General features: G+C 63.1%; 18 protein-coding genes. 10 read left to right on the top strand and 8 right to left on the bottom strand.

The window, feature by feature from the left end; translation table 11 throughout:
• Positions 1–34: 34 nt before the first annotated feature.
• On the bottom strand, positions 35–1,690 hold the full coding sequence (locus AR689_RS10135) for an amidohydrolase (RefSeq protein ID WP_062069796.1): 1,656 nt from the start codon (positions 1,688–1,690) through the stop codon (positions 35–37).
• On the bottom strand, positions 1,680–3,137 hold the full coding sequence (locus AR689_RS10130) for an APC family permease (RefSeq protein WP_062069794.1): 1,458 nt from the start codon (positions 3,135–3,137) through the stop codon (positions 1,680–1,682). The genes AR689_RS10135 and AR689_RS10130 overlap by 11 nt, the downstream gene beginning before the upstream one ends.
• Before the next feature lie 158 nt (positions 3,138–3,295).
• Here AR689_RS10130 and AR689_RS10125 point away from each other — a divergent pair, with 158 nt between their 5' ends.
• The 3 genes from AR689_RS10125 (at position 3,296) to AR689_RS10115 (ending at position 6,932) form a co-directional block, all read left to right on the top strand.
• Entirely contained in the window at positions 3,296–3,913 is a 618-nt protein-coding gene (locus AR689_RS10125) for a TetR/AcrR family transcriptional regulator C-terminal domain-containing protein (RefSeq protein WP_062069792.1), read from the top strand.
• Positions 3,914–3,926: 13 nt separating this feature from the next.
• Positions 3,927–4,661 (top strand): M50 family metallopeptidase, encoded by a 735-nt coding sequence (locus tag AR689_RS10120; protein ID WP_062069791.1) that lies wholly within the window; start codon positions 3,927–3,929, stop codon positions 4,659–4,661.
• A gap of 159 nt (positions 4,662–4,820) precedes the next feature.
• Positions 4,821–6,932 (top strand): elongation factor G-like protein EF-G2, encoded by a 2,112-nt coding sequence (locus tag AR689_RS10115; RefSeq protein ID WP_082697889.1) that lies wholly within the window; start codon positions 4,821–4,823, stop codon positions 6,930–6,932.
• Here the strand turns inward: AR689_RS10115 and AR689_RS10110 are convergent.
• Positions 6,929–7,594 carry an alpha/beta hydrolase family protein gene (locus AR689_RS10110; protein WP_062069787.1) on the bottom strand — a complete coding sequence of 222 codons (666 nt, stop codon included), beginning with the start codon at positions 7,592–7,594 and terminating at the stop codon, positions 6,929–6,931. The genes AR689_RS10115 and AR689_RS10110 overlap by 4 nt on opposite strands.
• 75 nt (positions 7,595–7,669) lie before the next feature.
• Between AR689_RS10110 and ligD the strand changes: the two genes are divergently transcribed.
• On the top strand, positions 7,670–8,695 hold the full coding sequence (gene ligD / locus AR689_RS10105) for a non-homologous end-joining DNA ligase (RefSeq protein WP_062069815.1): 1,026 nt from the start codon (positions 7,670–7,672) through the stop codon (positions 8,693–8,695).
• 25 nt (positions 8,696–8,720) lie between these two features.
• Positions 8,721–9,866, top strand: a complete 1,146-nt coding sequence (locus tag AR689_RS10100; RefSeq protein WP_062069785.1) for a serine hydrolase domain-containing protein — start codon at positions 8,721–8,723, stop codon at positions 9,864–9,866.
• Positions 9,867–9,892: 26 nt separating this feature from the next.
• Here AR689_RS10100 and AR689_RS10095 read toward each other — a convergent pair whose 3' ends face one another.
• From AR689_RS10095 to AR689_RS10075, 5 genes are all read right to left on the bottom strand, one after another.
• Positions 9,893–10,513, bottom strand: coding sequence for an L-threonylcarbamoyladenylate synthase (locus AR689_RS10095; RefSeq protein WP_062069781.1), 621 nt, complete (start codon positions 10,511–10,513; stop codon positions 9,893–9,895).
• 20 nt (positions 10,514–10,533) lie between these two features.
• Positions 10,534–11,337, bottom strand: a complete 804-nt coding sequence (locus tag AR689_RS10090; RefSeq protein WP_062069814.1) for an ABC transporter permease — start codon at positions 11,335–11,337, stop codon at positions 10,534–10,536.
• Positions 11,338–11,377: 40 nt separating this feature from the next.
• Positions 11,378–12,394: an ABC transporter ATP-binding protein gene (locus tag AR689_RS10085; protein WP_062069778.1), complete on the bottom strand. Its 1,017-nt coding sequence runs from the start codon at positions 12,392–12,394 to the stop codon at positions 11,378–11,380.
• Complete coding sequence (locus tag AR689_RS10080; protein ID WP_062069776.1) at positions 12,391–13,584, bottom strand: LolA family protein; 1,194 nt, start codon at positions 13,582–13,584, stop codon at positions 12,391–12,393. The genes AR689_RS10085 and AR689_RS10080 overlap by 4 nt, the downstream gene beginning before the upstream one ends.
• Positions 13,585–13,678: 94 nt before the next feature.
• Positions 13,679–14,587, bottom strand: coding sequence for an N-acetylglucosamine kinase (locus tag AR689_RS10075; protein WP_062069775.1), 909 nt, complete (start codon positions 14,585–14,587; stop codon positions 13,679–13,681).
• A 166-nt stretch (positions 14,588–14,753) separates the two neighbouring features.
• On the opposite strand from AR689_RS10075, the gene AR689_RS10070 reads away from it, so the two are divergent.
• The 5 genes from AR689_RS10070 to AR689_RS10050 all read left to right on the top strand — a co-directional run bounded on the left by AR689_RS10070 (position 14,754) and on the right by AR689_RS10050 (position 19,330).
• On the top strand, positions 14,754–15,485 hold the full coding sequence (locus tag AR689_RS10070; protein ID WP_082697887.1) for a GntR family transcriptional regulator: 732 nt from the start codon (positions 14,754–14,756) through the stop codon (positions 15,483–15,485).
• 1 nt (position 15,486) lies between these two features.
• Positions 15,487–16,281 (top strand): IclR family transcriptional regulator, encoded by a 795-nt coding sequence (locus AR689_RS10065; RefSeq protein ID WP_062069770.1) that lies wholly within the window; start codon positions 15,487–15,489, stop codon positions 16,279–16,281.
• Positions 16,282–16,450: 169 nt separating this feature from the next.
• Positions 16,451–17,239 carry an SDR family NAD(P)-dependent oxidoreductase gene (locus AR689_RS10060; RefSeq protein ID WP_231745483.1) on the top strand — a complete coding sequence of 263 codons (789 nt, stop codon included), beginning with the start codon at positions 16,451–16,453 and terminating at the stop codon, positions 17,237–17,239.
• 118 nt (positions 17,240–17,357) lie between these two features.
• On the top strand, positions 17,358–19,043 hold the full coding sequence (chcC1, locus tag AR689_RS10055; RefSeq protein ID WP_062069768.1) for a 4-oxocyclohexanecarboxylate 2-dehydrogenase: 1,686 nt from the start codon (positions 17,358–17,360) through the stop codon (positions 19,041–19,043).
• Positions 19,040–19,330, top strand: a complete 291-nt coding sequence (locus AR689_RS10050) for a Dabb family protein (RefSeq protein WP_062069766.1) — start codon at positions 19,040–19,042, stop codon at positions 19,328–19,330. Before chcC1 ends, AR689_RS10050 begins: the two co-directional genes overlap by 4 nt.
• The last annotated feature ends 25 nt before the right edge of the window (positions 19,331–19,355 follow it).

The raw sequence follows: 19,355 nt of genomic DNA, 5'->3' as shown, positions 1-19,355 counted from the left end.
GAAGCGTTCCGGCGTTCCGGCGTTCCGGAAGAGCCTACGCGAGCCGTTCCAGCATGAACTGAATCTCGCCATCCACGAACGTTCCCAGGACGCTGCTTGCCGCAAATTCATCCGGGGCAGTGGTCAGTGGATCGAGTTCGAAGGCAGTGAAGTCTGCCCGTTTGCCCACCGTAATGGATCCGGAGACGTCCCACAGCCCGGCAGCCTTGGCCGCGTGGGAGGTGTACCCCTCCAGCGCCTGAAGTGCGGTGAGGGCTTGCGATGGCGCGATGGGTTGCTGGTCCGGATGTCCCGATCGGCGGCGCAACTGGGCGTCCGCGATGATCGGAAGCGGCTCGAAGGGGGCGATCGGCCAGTCAGAGCCGATGCCCAGCGTCACACCCACGTCGCGGAGATCCCGGCAGCGCCAGGCCCTGTCCGCCCGCTCAGGGCCAAGCCGGGTGGACCAATTGTCGCTGTGATCAGCCAATGAGTAATGGGTGCAATGGGTCGGCTGCATGCTTGCCACCACACCCGCGCCCTGGAAGCGCGCCACCAGCTCATCCGGCACGGTTTCCAAGTGCTCAATCCTGTGGACAGCACCGCGCAGGACGTCAGCAGGTACCTCGTGACGCAGAGATTCCAGGGCCTCCAACACATGGTCAACCCCTGCATCACCGATTGCGTGCGTGGCAGTCGGAATACCACGGGCGGCAAAATAGCGGACGGCCGCGGAGTATTCTTCGGGACGTGGCCAGAACGGCGCAGTGGACTGTCCTTGAACATCAGGTTCATAGAGCCAGGCCGTCCCGTTGTCCACGGTCCCATCGACGAACAGTTTTATGGCTTCAACGGACCACCGGCGTCCGCCTGTACCTATACTGCGGGCCAGTTCCTTCCAGGTTGCTTCATCGCTGCCGGGCATGCACCAGGGAGCGGAACGGAGCCGCAACGGAAGCTCACCTTCGGCCTCCAACGCCTGGAAGAGTGCGGCGGATTCCTCGCTGTGATCCATGATGTGACCGCCGGTCAGTCCCGATCGGGCAAAATCTCTCAGGAGCTCACCGAGGCGGGCTTTGCGCCGGGCAAACGATTCCTGCGGGATGTGGCGCTGGACCAACTCCATGGCCGCGGCTTCGAGCAGGAGCCCGGTGGGAACACCGTCTGCGTCGCAGACCACCTCGGAGGCTTGATCAAAGTCGAACCGGCCATGGATTCCGGCCAGTTCCAAGGCCCGGCTGTTGGCGAGTGCCGAATGGCCGTCGAAGAGGCGGATGAATGCGGGCTGATCGCCGGTGACCCGGTCCAGGACACTTCGGTGCAGCGGCACTGTTCCGAAAGCGTTCGGGTTCAGCCCCCAACCACGCAACCAGCCGCCGTCGTTCGCTGCTTCTGCCCGAAAGTGCGCCGCTTCTGCCTGCAGTAGGTGGAGGACTTCCTCCAAGGTCGCAGCGCCGGCCAGCTCGATGCCGATGGTCAGATCCAGGCCAAACACCGGGTGGATATGGCAGTCCACCAATCCCGGCGTGAGTGTCGCGTTGCCAAGGTCCACCACTCGGGTGTCCGCTTGTTGCCACTGCCTGGCATCGTGGCGGCTTCCGACGGCGGCAATCAGCCCGCCGCTGATGGCGACGGCCTGGACAGGCTCCTGGTGGGGTACCCCGTCCATGGTGTGAATGGTGTTCGAAAGAATGATGAGGTCAGGAGTCATGGGTTTCGAAGCTTCCAATCCGGGCGAAGACGTGGGGGCGGGTGGTGCGCAGTCTGCGGGCAATCAGCAGGCCTGCGAGGAAAACAACAGGGGTGACCAAGAGCAGGATGGTGTTGGTCAGGGCATCGGCAAAGGTGAGGAGCTCGATGTTGACGGCGATCAACGCCACCACGCCGAACAGCAGGACTGCAGAGGCCACACTCAATGGAATGAGGAGGTGGTTGGTGGCTGCGTCCGGGTTGCGCCGCAGGTAGATGAACGCCGCTACGGATACCAGCCCCTGCAGTGCCACGATCCCGAAGATGCCCGGCGTGTTGACCCAGATCAGGAGCTGCTTGTACGGGTCAGCGCCGGCGATGGCACAAATGATGATGACGACGGCGGCCAGGACGGTCTGAATCTGCCCGGCACGGTGCGGCGACTTGTACTTGGGGTGGGTTCTGCCGAGGAACGCGGGGAGCACGCCGTCTTTGGCGAGCATGTACACGTAGCGGTTGATGGCGTTGTGGAAGGCCAACTGGGAGGCGTAGACGCTGGTCACGATCAGCACGTACATCACCACTTCAGCCCAGGGGCCAACGTACTGGTTGATGGTGGCAAAGAACATGCCATCGGCCAGTTCACCGGCAGCAGCGATCACGTTTCCATCGCCGAAAGCCTGAATGACGGTCCACACAATGAAGGCGTAGAACACGGACATGAAGCCCACCGCAATGTACGTTGCACGGGGGACGGACTTGTCCGGATTTCTCGCCTCACGGCGGTACAGCACGGTGGATTCGAAGCCCATGAAGGCGGCGAAGCAAACAGCGAGGATGGCAAGAACACCAGGGGTGAAGGCGTGCTCGGGGGCGAACGAGGAGAAACTGATGCCTTCGGCGCCACCGCGGGCCAGGATTCCGAAGCCCATGATGGTCAGGATCGCGGTCTCGGCAATGAGCAGGACACCCAGGACCTTCGCGCCGACGTCGATGCCCCGGTAGCCAAGGAACCAGACGGCCGCGATGGCTGCCAGTGCAACGACGGGCCATGGCACGTCCAAGCCAAAGAGGGCACGGAGCATGCCTTGGGTTTGGACGGCGAACAATCCGTAGACGCCAATTTGCAGGCAGTTGTAGGAAACGATCGCCAGGATGGCTGAGGCCAGCCCTACGGTTTTGCCCATGGCCAAGGTGATGTAGGTGTAAAAGCCTCCGGCTGCTTTGACGTGCTTGGTCATCGCCATGAAAGAGATGGCGAAGATCAGTAGGACTGCGCCGGCTATGACGTAGCCCATGGGAGCACCTATGCCCCCGACGCCGATGGCAACGGGCGCCACTCCAGCCATCACGGTCAGGGGAGCCGCTGCGGAGATCACCAGGAAGGCAATGCCGCCGGTGCCGATGGCATTTCTTTTGAGCCCGTTGCCGGCGTCTGCTGCCGGAGGTCGCGTTTCGAGGTCAGACATGGGGATCCTCTGAGTGTTTGGGGAGGGAAATTCACGGGGGAGCCGGACGTTAAGCGAAAGGCTTTCGTTTATGGTAGGTCCTTGTGACCCCGGGCACAATACCTCGAAGCAAAGTTCTGGCTAGAGTCGTAACTACAACCTTGAATGGAGACACCCGTATGGCACGCCCGTTGGTCCCGCTGATATCCATCGATGCACTCGTCACCGCCGCCCTGGAGCTGGTGGACGAGGCAGGAGACTTCAGCCTGCCCAAACTGGCCAAGCGGATCGGCGTCAGCCAGTCATCCATCTACAACCACGTCAGCGGGCGGGAGGAGATTCTCGAGCTCATGCGCGGCCGGATCATCTCCGAAAGCCCCTATGTCCTGGAGGATGAGCAGGATTGGGAAACGTCCCTCCGGGCCATTGTCCGAAGTTACAGGGATGCTTTCGCCCGCCACCCCAAACTCGCACCCCTGCTGGTACTCCAAACGGTGCAGGATGCCCAAGTCATGGCTCTCTACGAGAACCTGGCTGTGGCCCTCGAAGCCGCCGGTTTCCGCGGGCGGGACGTGATGTCCGCGATCTCCACCATTGACAGCTTCGCGTTGGGCTTCGCCTTGGACCTGGCAGCTCCCGACGTCGTCTGGGCGCCACCCGCTGAGGGTTACCCCGCCCTTACTGATGCCCTGTCCCACGCGGGTCCTGCAGAGGAGCGAGGCGAGGCGGCCTTTGATTTTGGCCTCGAGATCCTTATCGCCGGACTGCATTCCCGGCTTCAGCCGAGCATCCTGTGAGGCTGGCAGTCCTGTGAATGTCATCCAGGGTTGGTGGGCCGCGGTGACCCGGGGCTTCACAGACGTCCACACCACAGCTGTGCCGTTACCTGCCCTGCTGGGCATCCTTGCCTGCGCCGTTGTCCTGAGCATCCCGCGTGCCACCTGGCGGTGGTTTGGCTTGTACGTGACGTTCGTCCACGAACTCGGACATGCCTACGCCGCCCTGATGACGGGGCGCTTTGTCCACGGGCTTCGGATCGGGCTGGACCATTCGGGTCGCCTCGTCAGCAGCGGCCGGAGCGCCTTCGGGGCAGCGTGGTCCGGATTCTGGGGCTATCCGGCGCCGGCGGTAGTCGGTTTGTGCTTGATCTCGGCTTTTGCGGCAGGCCGGGCTGGCGCAGCAATGTCCGTCGGGGCTTTGATCCTGCTCGTCTCGCTCATCTTCCTGAGGAACCTCACCGGGATCCTTGTGGCGGTGTTGAGCGCAGCCATCGCCCAGCTCCTGATCCTGTTCGCGACGCCCACCGCGGTCAACTACGTGGTGCTGGCGCTCGGTGTGGCTCTGTCCGTGGGCGGCGTCAGGGATCTGTTCAAACTCGCTGGTGTCCACACCAGACGCCGCGATCGCCTGCAGGCTTCTGACGCCTACATCCTGGGCCGCACCACGGGAGTCCCGGCGTTTGTCTGGCTGACCGGATTCACGGTGGTGATCGTTGGATGCTCTGTGGCTTCTGTCTGGTTGCTGTGGGGGATGCTCACCGTTTAGCCCGGTGAGCGGACGCCATACAGGCGCCCGACGGCGGTTATCCGGTTTCGGTTCCTGCGAGGCCTTGCCCTGTGGTCGCTAAAGGGTGTCCAATCCTTCTTAACGTTCGAACGGGAGGTGTTCGGACTTCGTGCGGGGATACAACACCAGGAGGTGCCCATGTCCGCGAAGGGCACGCGCCAAACGGTCAGAGGGCCAGGAGCTGGCGCCACGGACGACGGACGCGGCGGCAACGGCGCTGTCTTAGCGGCAAGCGATCCAGCAAAAATCCGCAATGTGGCACTCGTGGGGCATTCGGGTGCGGGTAAGACAACGCTCGTGGAAGCCCTGCTGGCCGCCACCGGTGCCATCACCAGGATGGGCTCCATCAGTGAAGGGACCACTGTCAGCGATTCGGACCCCTCCGCGATCCATCAGCAACGATCGGTCACGTTGTCCGTGGCCCCCATCCTGGTAGGTGACATCAAGGTCAACCTGATCGACACCCCCGGCTACACCGACTTCACCGGCGAATTGCGTGCTGGTTTGAGGGCCGCTGATGCGGCCCTCTTTGTTGTGTCGGCCACTGATGACATCGATGCTGCAACTGTGGCGTTGTGGGGCGAGTGCGCGAAGATCCGGCTGCCGCGTGCAGTGGTCGTCAGCAAACTGGACCATCCGCGCGCTGACGCAAGTGCCGCCGTCGTGCGCTGCCAGGAAGCGTTTGGTGAGTCAGTTCTCCCGCTGTACCTCCCGGCTGTAGGCAACGCCGAACTCATCGGCGTCCTCCACGGCGCTGGGCACGAGGACCTCTCGCCGGCCCGGGACGTGGAAGCAGCCAGAGGAGCCTTGATCGAAGGAATCATCGCTGAGAGCGAAGACGAAACCCTCATGGACCGCTACCTTGGCGGCGAAGAACTGCCACTTGCGGACCTGATCACCGATCTGGAAACGGCGGTGGCGCAGGGCAGCTTCTTCCCGGTGGTGCCCACTTCGGCCGAAACCGGTCTTGGCCTTCCTGAACTCATGGCACTGCTGACCGAAGCTCTGCCATCCCCGTTGGAACGGATCGCTCCCTCGGCGATGAACCCCGACGGTTCGTCATTGAAGCCCCTGAAGTGCGATCCCACCGGTCGCCTGGCCGCTGAAGTAGTGCGGACCACCGTAGATCCTTTCCTCGGCCGCGTGTGTTTGGTCAGGGTCTTTTCCGGAACCCTGAGGGAAGATTCCTCGATCCATATCGGCGGAAGGGGCTTGGCGGACAGGGGACACGAGGATCACGACGCCGATGAACGCGTCACACATCTCTACTCTCCAGTGGGCTCCAGTCTCAAAGCGGTCCCTCAGTGCATTGCCGGCGACATCTGCGCCATCAGCAAGCTGGCCAGCGCCGAAACGGGGGACACCGTCTCCGGCCGTGAGTCGCCGCTGCTGATGGAGACCTGGAACATGCCCGAGCCCTTGATGCCGGTAGCCATTGAAGGGGCATCGCGCAGTGATGAGGACGCGCTCGCCAAGAGCATTGGCAAGGTGGCCGCTGCTGACCCCACTCTCCGTTTGGAGCGCAATCAGGACACACACCAGCTCATTCTGTGGTGCATGGGAGAAGCGCACGCCGAAGTGGTCCTGGACAGGCTCCGCAGCCAAGGCGTCAAGCTTCAGACCGTGGACGTCATCACTCCGCTCCGGGAGACCTTCGCCAGCAAAGCCACCGGGCATGGACGTCACGTCAAACAATCCGGTGGGCACGGGCAATTCGCCATCTGCGACATCGAGGTGGAGCCCTTGGCCCGCGGGGAGGGTTTCGTGTTCGCGGACAAAATCGTGGGCGGCGCTATTCCCGGGACGTTTGTCACCTCCGTGGAGAAAGGTGTCCGTTCCCAAATGCTCAAAGGCGTGTCGGCGGGATTCCCGGTGGTGGACATCAAGGTGACACTTGTGGGCGGAAAAACCCACAGCGTTGACTCGTCCGACGCAGCCTTCCAGGCCGCCGGCGCCCTGGCACTGAGGGAGGCCGCGGCAACAGCCAAAATCCAGCTGCTCGAGCCCGTCTCCTCCGTTTCCATCAGCGTCCCCGACGACTACGTTGGCGCGGTGATGAGCGATCTTTCAGGACGCCGGGGCCGCGTTACCGGCACCGCCGCTGCTGACGGAGAGGGAACGGAAATCAGCGCCGAAGTACCGGACCAGGAGCTCCTGCGGTACGCCATTGAACTCCGCGCACTCACGGCAGGAACGGGGCGTTTCCGCCGGTCCTTCCTGCGCCATGAACCCCTGCCGAAGCAGGTCTAGGCGTTTGACCGGAGGAAGGCGGCAACCGCCGGCGCAAGGGACGCCCCTACCTCGGCCGCGCTACGCTTCATCCCCTTGACTGCGAACGAATGGTCACCACCCTCTGCCCACTGGAGCGTCGCCGTCGGGCCAATCTTCGCCACCACCGCCTCCAGAAGTTCCGGCGTCGCGAAAGTATCGCGGGTGCCTTGGAGGAAGAGCATCGGTATCGTGACGCCATAGAGATGCTCATCCCTCAGTTTCTCCGGCTTGCCAGGGGCGTGGAGCGGGTACCCCAGGTACACCAAACCATGTGCGGGCATGCCCTCGGCCACCGCCATGGAGGCCATGCGTCCACCAAAGGACTTACCAGCAGCCCACAAGGGCTCTCCTTCGCTGAGTCCAGTTGCTGCGTCCATCACTGCCCTCCACGTGGCAATAGCCAGCGGCGGACGATCCGGAAAACGACGGCCAGCCTCCCGGTACGGGAAGTTGAACCGCAACGTGGCCACACCTTCGCCGGCCATCGCCTCAGCGAAGCCCTGCAGGAACGGATGTTCCATTCCCGCACCGGCGCCGTGGGCCACCACCAGGGTGGCGAAGGGCTTTTCGGGGCGGATATGGAGGGCAGATACGTCAGTTTCACCGACAGCGATGGTCACGGATGTTTCAGTGTTTGGCATGCAACCATCATTGCCCACCACATCAAAACCCGCAGGATGCTGACGCGCACGGCTTAAACGGGGTAGCTTGTGGCCATGGCGAGCGAAGCAACCACCGTTACTGTCCCTGGTCCCCATGGCCCACGCGAGGTAAGGATTTCGAGTCCAAGCCGGGTGATGTGGCCTGAGGCGGGACTGACCAAGCTGGACCTTGCCAACTACCTCATTGACGTTGGCGAGGCCTTTGTGACTGCCAACGGGAACCGTCCGATCAGCCTTCAGCGATACTCCGGCAACATTGAAGGTGAGATGTTCTTCTCCAAGAATCCACCCAAAGGGGCACCGGAGTATGTCCGGTCCGTGCCTGTGACCTACCCCAGCGCGCGGTCACATCCCCAGTTGGTAGTGGACGAGCCGGCAGCTGCAGTGTGGGCCGCTCAGATGAACACGGTGGTCTTCCACCCCTGGGCTTCAAGGGCCGACGATCCCGATAATCCTGATCAGCTCAGGATCGATCTGGACCCCCAACCTGGCACGGACTTCGACGACGCCATCCCGGCGGCACTGGAACTGCGCTCGGTGCTGGAAGAAGCCGGACTCACGGCGTTCATCAAAACCTCCGGCAACCGCGGGCTCCACGTGTATGCGCCGATCCACCCGAAGCACGAGTTCCTCGACGTACGGCACGCCGTTATTGCCGTTGGCCGTGAGTTGGAGCGCCGCATGCCGGAGAAAGTCACCACGGCCTGGTGGAAGGAAGAACGCGGAACCAGAATCTTCGTGGACTTCAACCAGGCCAACAGGGACCGCACCATTGCTGGAGCATACAGTCCCCGCGCCGTGCCCACGGCCCAGGTCTCCTGCCCCTTGACGTGGGAGGAACTGGAGAACGCCGATCCTGCGAAATACACCATCACCACCGTCCCGGACCGCTTGGCCAAAACAGGGGACCCATGGGCTTCCATGCACGATCATCCCGGTGACATCGATGTCCTGCTGAAGTGGTGGGAGCGCGACGTCAAGAACGGTCAGGGCGAAATGCCCTTCCCGCCGGAATTCCCCAAGATGCCGGGCGAACCCATGCGCGTTCAGCCGAGCCGGGCACGCAAGCCGGAGGAGTAAGCCGGAAGAGTGACCGGGAGGGCACGTGCCACGACGTCCAGCTGGAGGCAGTCTGATCACTGTTCTTGCCTGCGGCCTGTTCCTCGGCGGGTGCACGTCAACCCCCGAACCCCTGCCGGCCCAGCCCACCACTGAGGTGAAGACACCGCCGGCACCAACAGCCCAACCTTCGACGACGGGCCCTCCGGCCGCGCCCACGCTCACGCCTGCTCCACTGCCCTCCGCGAGTGACGCAGTCACACCTGCGTTCCAGGAGCTCCGTGCCACCCTTGAGCTCTTCTCGCGGGAAAAGCTCGAAGAAGGAGCCTCGGCTGTCCTCATCAAAGCGAAGGTCGGCCAGCAAGTATGGACCCTCGCAGAGGGAGTGCGAAGCCGCGACGGACGCGTGCCCGTCCAACCGGGCGATCGTTTCCCTGTGGGCGGGCAGTACCGGTCATTCCTGGCTGTGTCCGTCATGAAGCTCATGGAGGAGGGTCGTCTGGGATTGGAGGACCCCGTTGCCGCTTACCTTCCGGGATCTCTCACGGCAGGGAGACCGGTGACCATCCGGGAGCTCCTCGGCGACGCAAGGGACGTGCCTGCTGCGGTCCGGTCAGATGCCGGGTCGTTGCTCACCCGGGTGGTGGAGCAGCTTCGGGGTGCGCCACTGCAGGCGGTCCTGCGAACCGACGTCCTGGCGCCCCTGAACCTCCGTTCCACGCAGCTACTGGCTGCAAACACCGCAGCCCCCGATGACCTCATCCACGGATACGTCCAGCTTGACGGCGAAACCGTGGACGTTGCCGGCGCCGGAACCCCTGATGTGATCGCCGCAGGGGGGCTGGTGTCTTCCGTTGAGGATATCTCCGTGTTCCACGCCGCGCTGCTCAGGGGCCACGTGATATCCCCGGCGAGCCTTATCGCCATGAAGGGCACGGTCTTTGCCGACTATGGCCTTGGCCTGGACCATTGGGATGACCGTTGCACCAACGGCTCCTACTACGGACACGTCGGAGACATTCCCGGGTACGGGTCCATTTCCATCAGCAGCGCCGACGGTAACCGCCAACTGTCCATTTTTATGGCCTACCCGCCGCAGCCGGTGTCCTCCCAGCCGTCAGCCTTGGCGCTGGAGATGACGGGCGTCGCACAGGTGGCGCTGAATTCGGGGTGTCGGTTCCAGTTTCGGTGAAGGACCACAGCAGGAACCTCCGGATTCTATTCGAAGCGTGAAGGATCGCCCGTCCCGTAGCGGACAACTTCAGCCACGCCGCTGGAGAAGTCGATCACGGTGGTGGGTTCAGAGCCGGTGTCGCCGGCATCAATGACGCCATCCACCTGATTGTCCAGCCGTTCCTTGATCTCCCAGCCCTGGGTCAACGGTTCTTCCTCGTCCGGCAGCAGGAGGGTGCTGGAGAGCAGTGGTTCGCCCAGCTCGGCCAAGAGCGCCTGGACCACCCGATGATCCGGGATGCGCACACCCACGGTCTTTTTCTTGGGGTGCAGGAGGCGCTTGGGGACCTCCCGGGTGGCGGGGAGGATAAACGTGTAGCTGCCGGGGGTAACAGCCTTGATGCTCCTGAAGATGTCGTTGTCCAACATCACGAACTGACCCATCTGGGCAAAGTCCTTGCACACCAGGGTGAAATGGTGTTTGTCGTCCAAATGCCTGATGGACCTGATGCGGTCCAGTGCTTCCCTGTTGCCGATCTGTGCTCCAAGCGCGTAGCAGGAGTCGGTAGGGTAGGCGATCAGGCCGCCTCCTTGGAGCATGTTCACCACTTGGCCGATGGCGCGTGGTTGGGGATCTTCTGGGTGCACGTCAAAGAATCTGGCCATGGGAAGAGCCTACGACAAAGCTATGACAAGACGTCCTTGTTGGAGAATTTTGCGTAAGCCAGCGCGCCGCACACCGCGATGTACCCGGCTTGGAGGAGCGCGTTCTCACCGAATGACGTCCATGAGATGGGTTGGCGCAGCAGGTCCGCGAAGCTCAGCCAGTGGTGGCTGAACAGCCACGGATGCAGCCACTCCAACTGAGGCAGGTTGTCCAGCACCTGCGACACCACAGAGAGCACTATGGTGGCTGCCATGGCGCCCACCGGAGTGGAGATCAACAGGCCGATGGCGGAGAGTCCCAGCAGGGACACCGTGATGTAGGCGGCGATCAGCAAAGATCTCAACGCCGATTCGCCGACGCTGATGGTGTCCCCGGACAGCAAAGTCACCGGACCTACAGGAAAGAGCACGACGCCGGCCAAGGCACCGGACGCTGCCACGGTGGCGGTAGCGGCGCAACAGAAGGCGACGGCCCCGGCATACTTCACCAGCAGCAGGCGTATCCGCCCTGCGGGCGCGATCAACAGGTACCGCAAGGTTCCCAGGTTCGCCTCCCCGGCAATGGTGTCTCCGGCTACCACCCCAACTGTGAGCGGCAGAAAAAGAGGGACACACACCACCAATGCAGTAACGGCTACGAACAGGCCGTTCTGGGTGATGCGGTCCAGGAAGAGTGGCCCGCGGCCCGGGGCGGTGGGCCGTGAAGATAGCTTGACAGCCACGGCGATCAGGATGGGTACGGCTGCGAGGGCGATCAGCATGGCCCACGTTCGGAGCCGACGGAAGAGTACGGACAACTCCGAGCCCAGGAGCGCCCATCCCATGCCGGAACGCACGGCGTTCTCCCGGGAAGGACCAGCGGTTTCAGCCGACAACGTCGAACCCCTCCCCGGTCAGGGACACGAAACGCTCTTCCAGGCTCGCGTTCTCCACAGTGAATCCGCGGACACGGACGCCCTCGGCAACCAATGCGGCCACAATCGATTCGGGAACGCGGCCATTGATCCCGGTGCCCACCACAGCAGGGGTTCCCCATGGGCCGCCCGTACCGGTCGCTTCGGCGGGAACCAGTCCAAGGCGCGTCAACACCCGGGACGCCAAGTCGACGTCGGGCGTTTGCACCACCACGTGAGCCTGCCCGGCGGACCTCAGCTCCTCAATCGGCCCCTGTGCCACCAGCCGGCCGGCGCTCATCACGCCCACATGGGAACACATCTGTTCCACCTCGGCGAGCAAGTGGCTGGAGACGAAGACGGTGGTTCCGCCGGCGGCGAGGGAGCGAACCAGGTTGCGGACTTCACGGGTGCCTTGGGGGTCCAGGCCATTGGTTGGTTCGTCCAGAACCAAGAGATCCCGAGGCCTGAGCATTGCGTTGGCCAGGCCGAGGCGCTGTTTCATTCCCAAAGAGTAGGCCCGGACCTTCTTTCCGGCCGCGTGGCTCAGACCCACCCTTTCGAGGGCGTCGTGAACGCGCCGCCTCCTGGTGGACGAGGAAGCATGGGGGTCGGCCGCATCCAAGCGCATCAGGTTGCCCGTGCCCGACAGGAAGGGATAGAAGCCCGGCCCCTCCACCAAAGCGCCAACATCCGGCAGAACAGAAGCCAAAGCTTGGGGCATCTCCTTGCCCAGAACGCGGATGTCCCCGCTGTTCGCCGAAGCAAGACCCAGCAGCACCCTGATAGTAGTGGTCTTCCCCGAACCATTCGGTCCCAGGAAACCGAACACCGAGCCTCGGGGCACAGCGAGGTCTATACCGTCCACAGCGGACCTGTGACCGAAGCGCTTCACCAGGCCATGGGTTTCTATGACGAGATCGGAAGACCGGACAGGAGCCGCACACTCATTTGCACCAAGAGAGGCGGCCGTCCGGGATTCGTTCACTGGGCGGCTGCGGCTGACTGGAGCCGTTCCAAAGGCACCATGCCGGCAAAGACGCGGCCGTCGTCGAGTATCAACACGCTCACCAGCGACGTCGTCAACGCCCGGCCGCCGTCAACAGGCTGCAGGGCTTGGGACAGGAGGGGATTGGACGTGAACTCCGTCTGAGCCGCACCAGCAGGCAAGGCAATCACGGAATCCCAACCTTGGCCCGTGACGGTCGCCCGGGGGCGGGAACCGTGGCCCGGCGCGGCTTGGTCTTCCGGAATGGTGGCATCCGGGGCCGGAGCCGGCGCATCAGGTGCCGGCGTCGACGGCTGGGTCATGGTCGGAACAGGCTTGGCCGGCAGCACCTGTTCAGTAACTGTTGCCCCCGGCGGCGGGGTGAAGTCAAAGAGTGCCGCGTCCGGCGTGGACAGGTCCAGTTGCGTGTAGGCAAGTGAGTAGGCGGGTTCGGCCTGGCCTGCGGCCCGGACCTCGACACCCAAGGGCAGGCCCGTTTGGGAGTCGACGTCGATGGTCACCGAATCGACCAGGGTTTCGGTACTGCGAGGGTTGAGGACCAAAGAGTAAACGCTTCGGCCGGCCACCGATGAAGCCTCGGCAACCGTGACCTCCGTGGCGGCATCGACGGCTGCAAGGAAGCGGCCGGCCATGGCTTCGGGGGTCGGCATGTCTGTTGGAGGCATCTCTGGTGCAGGCATATCCGGCGCAAACATCCCGGGCGTCGGCCTGGTGGGCAGGGAGTTCTCAAGGTCAGCCAGTGACGGTTCCGGAACGGTCAGATGTGTGGCGCTGTTTTGCTTCGAGTTGTACAACCATACGTCGCCGCCGTTGATGACGACGTCGCGTTCGGCCATCTGGTCAAGGATTTGCAGACGCACCTTCAGGGGACCATCCACGTAGACCCTGGCTGTGTGGGATCCAGTGAGGAACTCCAGGGCAGAGGCGGCACCCGGGACCGCCCCCGGGCCGGACGCAGGTAGCTCGGGAAGACCGAGCTCGGCTTTCTGCTCAATGGCTCCGGACAATGCCCGCACCTGGGTGCGCGCAATCATGGCAAGGATTTCTTCAGCGCTCTTGGGCGGGAGCGAAACGCTGGCGCCGGCTTGGACTGAGCCAAGCACCACGGCAATGGCCAAGGCAAGGGGAAGCAAGAGAGCTGGCAGCCACCGCTGCCGGGCCCGCGTCATTGGTACCAACCACCGATCGTGAGAGGCATGAGTCCAGACTACTCCGGTTGGCCACAGCGATCACGTGGTCAGGGTTACCCGTGCGTCAGCTGGCTCAGTCCCGAATGAGCTGGCGGGCCAGTTCCACCGCGCCATGAACAGGAGGCTGCGCCAGAATCCTGATCGAGGACGGATCCTCAACGGAGACCTTGCGCGCCACGGCACCGGCCAGCTGGCTCTGATTCACCAACAGGGCACCGGCCATCACCAACGGGAGGTCCAAGCCCAGCTCGCCCAGGACCTGGCGTGCGAGCGTCGCCAACGAATGCGCGGCCTCCGCCTGAATACGCAAGGCCGCCGGATCGCCCTCCGCCGCCAAATCCAACACCAGGGGAGCCAACCCGGCCCAATGGTCGGGTTCGGGTTTGGCATAGAAAGAGTCCATGAGCTGCAAAGCGTCGACGCTCGCTGTCGCCGCCATCAAGGCACGGACCAAGGTGCCTGGTTCCAGCCCGGCATAATACTCGCGCAAAGCCTCCCGGACGGCGTCGCGCACCACCGAGTAGCCGCCGCCCTCATCGCCCAGCAGGTACCCGTAGCCTCCGCTGCGGGCTTCCTGCCCTTCATGGTTCCGGCCCCACGCCACAGAGCCGGTACCGGCAACCACCACAGCTCCGACATCGAGCCCGGCTGCCGCCAGCACGATTCTGGTGTCGTGGACGACGTCGATCCTGGCGCCGGGGAAATGTTCCGTGAGAAGCGCGGACAGGACAGCACGGCTCGCCGGGGTATCTGCTCCGGCGGCTCCGGCACATACGGCCTCAATTCCGCCGCCCACGCTTGCTGCGATCCGCCGCAGCACGGCATCGGCCCCTTGGTGCCCGACGGAGGACAGGTTGGCGCTGGCCTCGGTAATTTCGACGCCGCCACCGGCTCGAGTGCCCGTGTCTGCCTGTGCTGCGTCAGAGCGGACGGCGTGCGTCTTGGATCCGCCAATGTGAAGGCCAAGAACGGCGGGAGTCACAGGCTTTCCGCCCCTTCACTGCTCATTCGCTGTATTTCCTCCACCAGGCGGCCCTTCGTTTCGAGTGCGGGATGTGGACAAACATCAACCCGAGGATAGCCACCTCTTTGATGCAGACCAACGGGATCAACATTGGCATAGACCAATGATGTTGTCCATAAGTAGGATGTCCACTATGTCCAGCGATGTCGATCAAGCAACGCCCAAGTACTACCTCCTGAAGACTGAGGTATTAGGGCTCATAGCAAACCTCCGGCCGGGCACCCTCATTCCCACCGAGCGTGCCCTGGCGGAAAAGTATGCGACATCCCGGACCACGGTCAGGCAGGCCATCAGCGAGCTGGTGGCCGAGGGGAAGCTGGGCCGCATCCAGGGTCACGGAACGTTCGTTGCGGCTCCAAAGGTGACTCATGTCCGGCAGCTGACCTCCTTCTCCGATGACGCCCGGTCCCAAGGCCTGCGGTCTGACTCCACGGTGCTTGCCCTTGACGTCGTGGGTTCTGATGCGGAAGTTTCAGCGCATCTGGAGTTGGATCAAGGTAAACCGGTCACCCGTCTGGAGCGGATTCGACTGATTGAGGGGGAGCCGTTGGCCCACGAGACCGCCTGGCTTCCCGGCAAGCTGCCCCGGTTCAAGTCCAAGCTGGCCAATTCGGGCTCGCTGTATGCGGTCCTGGCCGCGGACTACGGGATCCGGATAGCCGACGTTGAGGACACGGTGGAGACTGCACTCGCCGGTCCGGCTGATGTCAGGCTGTTGGGAATCGAGATGGGCGCACCCCTGCTGGTGGTACACCGCTTGGCCCGGGATGTTGGTGGCACGCCGGTGGAGTGGACCCGGAGCACCTTCCGCGGCGACAGGTTCCGGTTCGTTTCCCGCGTGAAGTCCGGGAACTGAGGTGGCCAACTCGTCCTCGGGTGAGTCCATTATCCGCCGGGTGGTCCGCCTGGTAGGAGCATTCGACGACGCTCACCGCACTATGAGCGTCGCCGCGTTGGCCCGGCGTTCGGGATTGCCCGTGACCACCACTTACCGCTTGGTGGACGAGCTCTTGGGTGAAGGCCTGCTGGAACGGGAGCCCAACGCCGAGGTTCGGGTCGGCACCCGTTTGTGGGAGCTGGTATCCAGGAGCTCCCGCATGGTTGGCCTCCGCGAGGCTGCCTTGCCGTTCATGGAGGACGTCCAATCCGTGGTCCAGCACTCCACCACCTTGGGGATCCTGGATTCCGATGAAGTCCTCTACATCGAACGAATCGGTTCCCGGGATTCCATGGTGGACATCACCAAGGTAGCTGGCCGGCTGCCGGTCCATGGAACCTCCTCGGGGCTGGTGCTCCTGGCCTATTCCCCGCCTGCCTACCAGGACTTGTTTTTGTCCCGGTCGCTGGAAAAGTTCACTGACGCGACGCTGACCGAACCCACGGAACTCCGACGCCACTTGGCAGGCATCCGCCAACGCGGGTTCGCCTCCATGCCCGGAATCATCGTTCCTGAATCCAGTGGAATTGCAGTTCCCGTCTTCGGACGGGCAAATACCGTGGTGGCCGCGCTCAGCGTGGTGGTTCCACGGAACGAGGAGAACCCGGCCACCCGCGTGCCCGTGTTGATGACAGCAGCACGGGGAATTTCCCGCGCGCTGGGATGGCGCGGAGAACTCAAAGGTGCGCTCCGACAAAGCAACGGAAACTTCTGATTCCCGTTCATCGGTAACGCTGTGGTTCCACTCACAGCCTGCTGGCAGAGTGGAACCAAGCAGGGCACCTCGCCCGGTCACCACACATTTCGGCCCTTGTGGGTCCATTCCGTGCTGCCCTGCATCCAACGGAGGTTTCAGCAGCCGCAATGCAGCGGCAGGAGGAGTTGTGGTGGAAACAGCTACGCAGGCAGGTAATGAATCCAAGGCCGGGAGGGTGGCTGGCAAGGTTGCCATAGTCACTGGAGGCAGGGGAGACCTCGGCAGCGCAACGGCCAGGTTGCTCGCCGATCACGGAGCAACGGTCGCCAGCCTTGACCGGGCGGGAGCGCTTGCTCCCAGCAGCCACCCCGGCATCACCGAGTACGACGTCGATGTCACTGATGAAGCCAGTGTGGCCGAGGCAATCCGCAGGGTTGGTGCTGAGCTCGGTACCCCGGATGTCCTGGTCAATGCAGCAGGAATCATCGGCGCGGCGGGAGCCAGCCACACTGCCACAGTGGACGACTTCAACCTCATCTTCGATGTCAACGTCAAGGGCGTGTGGCTCATGACCAAGCACGTCGTTCCCGGAATGATTCGTCAGCAGTCAGGCAGCATCATCAACTTTTCCTCGATCCATGGGTTGACCGGCGGACGCAACGTGCCCCTCTACCATGCCACCAAGGGCGCTGTCCGGCTCCTCAGCAAGTCTGATGCGGCAAGCTATGGGGTCCACGGCGTCAGGGTGAACTCCATCCATCCCGGATCGATGAATACCCGTATGAGCCGCCGCTCGGCAGAGCAGTCGGACATCGGCGCGGAGGCCTATTACCAGCAGCTGGTGGGTGGAAATCCGCTTCCCCGGCAGGGCGAACCGGACGAGATCGCGTACGGGGTCCTCTACCTTGCCTCCGACGAGTCACGGTTCACCACGGGTTCAGAGCTTGTCATCGACGGCGGCTACACGGCGGTCTGATCAGCATCGCTGACAAACAACACCAACAAATATCAATGGCAAGCATCGCCGACAAAACCCGTCACCTGGGAGTCCAGATTCTTTGAGTGACCACATTCGACAGTCGAGAGGTACCACCATGAAATTCATCAACGGAACACCAACAGATACCTACGATGTCGTAGTTGTCGGTTCCGGCGCAGGTGCACTAACGGCAGCGGCGACGGCCGCGCGGGCCGGCAAGTCCGTCGTCGTGCTCGAAAAGACCGAGCTGCTGGGCGGCACGACTGCCGTGTCCGGCGGCATGCTCTGGGTGGCCGACAACCACCATGCCCGCGAAGCGGGGCTCAGCGACTCCAAGGAGGCGGCTGCCGAGTATGTTCGGGCCGTGGCGCGGGGCCGGAGCCGTGAAGAACTGTTGGACGCCGCGCTGAACTACGGCGACGCCATGCTGCGATTCACCGAAGACCAATGCGGTGTACGTTTCATCTTCCTGGACAACTTCCCGGATTACCGTCAGGACCTTCCCGGCTCTGTGGAAGGCGGCAGGACGGTGGAGCCCGAGCTGTTCAACATCCGTGAAGCACTCGGTGACCTCGCTGTCCATGTTCGCTCTGATGGCCGGGCGCCCTTCACCATGCAGGAATATGAAAACTGGGGCGCTTTTACCAAGTTCCCCTGGGAGGAGCTGAACAAGCGCCAGGAGCAGGGTCTTGTGGCTAAGGGCCAGGCTCTGGTTTCGATGCTTGTGGCCAGCTTGGTCCGTGATGACGCGGCGTTGGTGATTGGTGCCCGCGGACATCGGCTGCTGAACGACGGCGGCAGGGTAGTGGGCGTCCAACTCGAGTCTGGCGAGACTTTCCACGCCAATGACGGGGTGGTCCTCGCTACGGGTGGTTTCGAATGGGACAAGTCATTGGCGGACTCGTTGTTGGCTTCAAGGCTGTTTATCATGTGCTCGCCTCCATCGAATACGGGCGATGGCCTGAAGATGGCCCAACGACTCGGTGCCCAAACCCGCGGTACCCGGGAAGCCTGGTGGGCGCCGATGGCCATTACCGGAGACACCAGGGACGGGCAACCCATTGGAACCCTCCTCCGTTTCGAGCGGCAAGGTCCGGGCTCCCTCATGGTGAACCGCCATGGCCGCCGCTTCGCCAACGAATCCCAGAACTACAACGACCTCGCGCGGTGCCTGCAGTCATGGGATTCGCCTCATAACCAAACGTTGAACACACCGGCTCACGTCGTGTTCGATCACAGCTACCTGGAACGCTACGGTGTGCTCGCTCACCGGGCGGGTCAACCGACGCCGGACTACCTCGTGGAAGCTCCCACCCTGACAGACCTCGCCGCGAAGATCGGGGTCTCCGCGGAAAACCTTCAGGCCACGGTCGAGCGCTTCAATGAATACGCCGTGAAAGGTCAGGATCCTGACTTTGGCCGGGGCGAAAGCGCCTACGACAAATACTGGGGCGACGACGACTGCCCTTGGCCCAACCCTTCCCTCGGGCCGCTGCAGACAGGACCGTTCTATGCCATGGAAGTGGTCAACGGCGCCTTTGGCAGTAATGGCGGAGTTGCCACCGATGGTTCGGCCAGGGTCCTGGATGTGGACGGGCAAGCAATTCCCGGGCTGTTCGCCGCGGGAAACACCACGGAGAATGCCTACGCTGCCGGCTATCCGGGGGCCGGGGCCACGCTGGGACCCATCATGACCATGGGGTACCTCGCAGGCCGTACGATTTCCGGACAATCGGCCGACTACGACCCTGCAGTCTTCGCAGGTGCCGGAACCGGTGCTGAATCCGGAGCCGGCGCATGATCCGCCACGCGGTGCTTTTCAAATTCAAGCCGGACTTCCCGGCAGCGGACAGGGCCGCATGGATCCAAGGTTTGAACCGGATGAAGGGCAACATTCCAGGGCTTCTGAGCCTGACGCATGGAGTGGATGTGCTGCAGCATGATCGTTCTTTCGATTACGCGATCGTGGCCGACTTCAATGCTGTGGAAGACCTTGATGTCTACAACACACATCCGCTGCATGAACCGCTCAAGAAGTACTCGTTCCCCAACAGCGAGCAGATCATTGCCGTTGATTTTCTGCTTTAGCTTCGGAACTTTCGAACCTGCGCCA

The organism is Arthrobacter sp. EpRS71 (assembly GCF_001512285.1).
Classification (GTDB): Bacteria; Actinomycetota; Actinomycetes; order Actinomycetales; family Micrococcaceae; genus Arthrobacter.
This window is presented reverse-complemented; position numbering and strand designations above follow the sequence as displayed.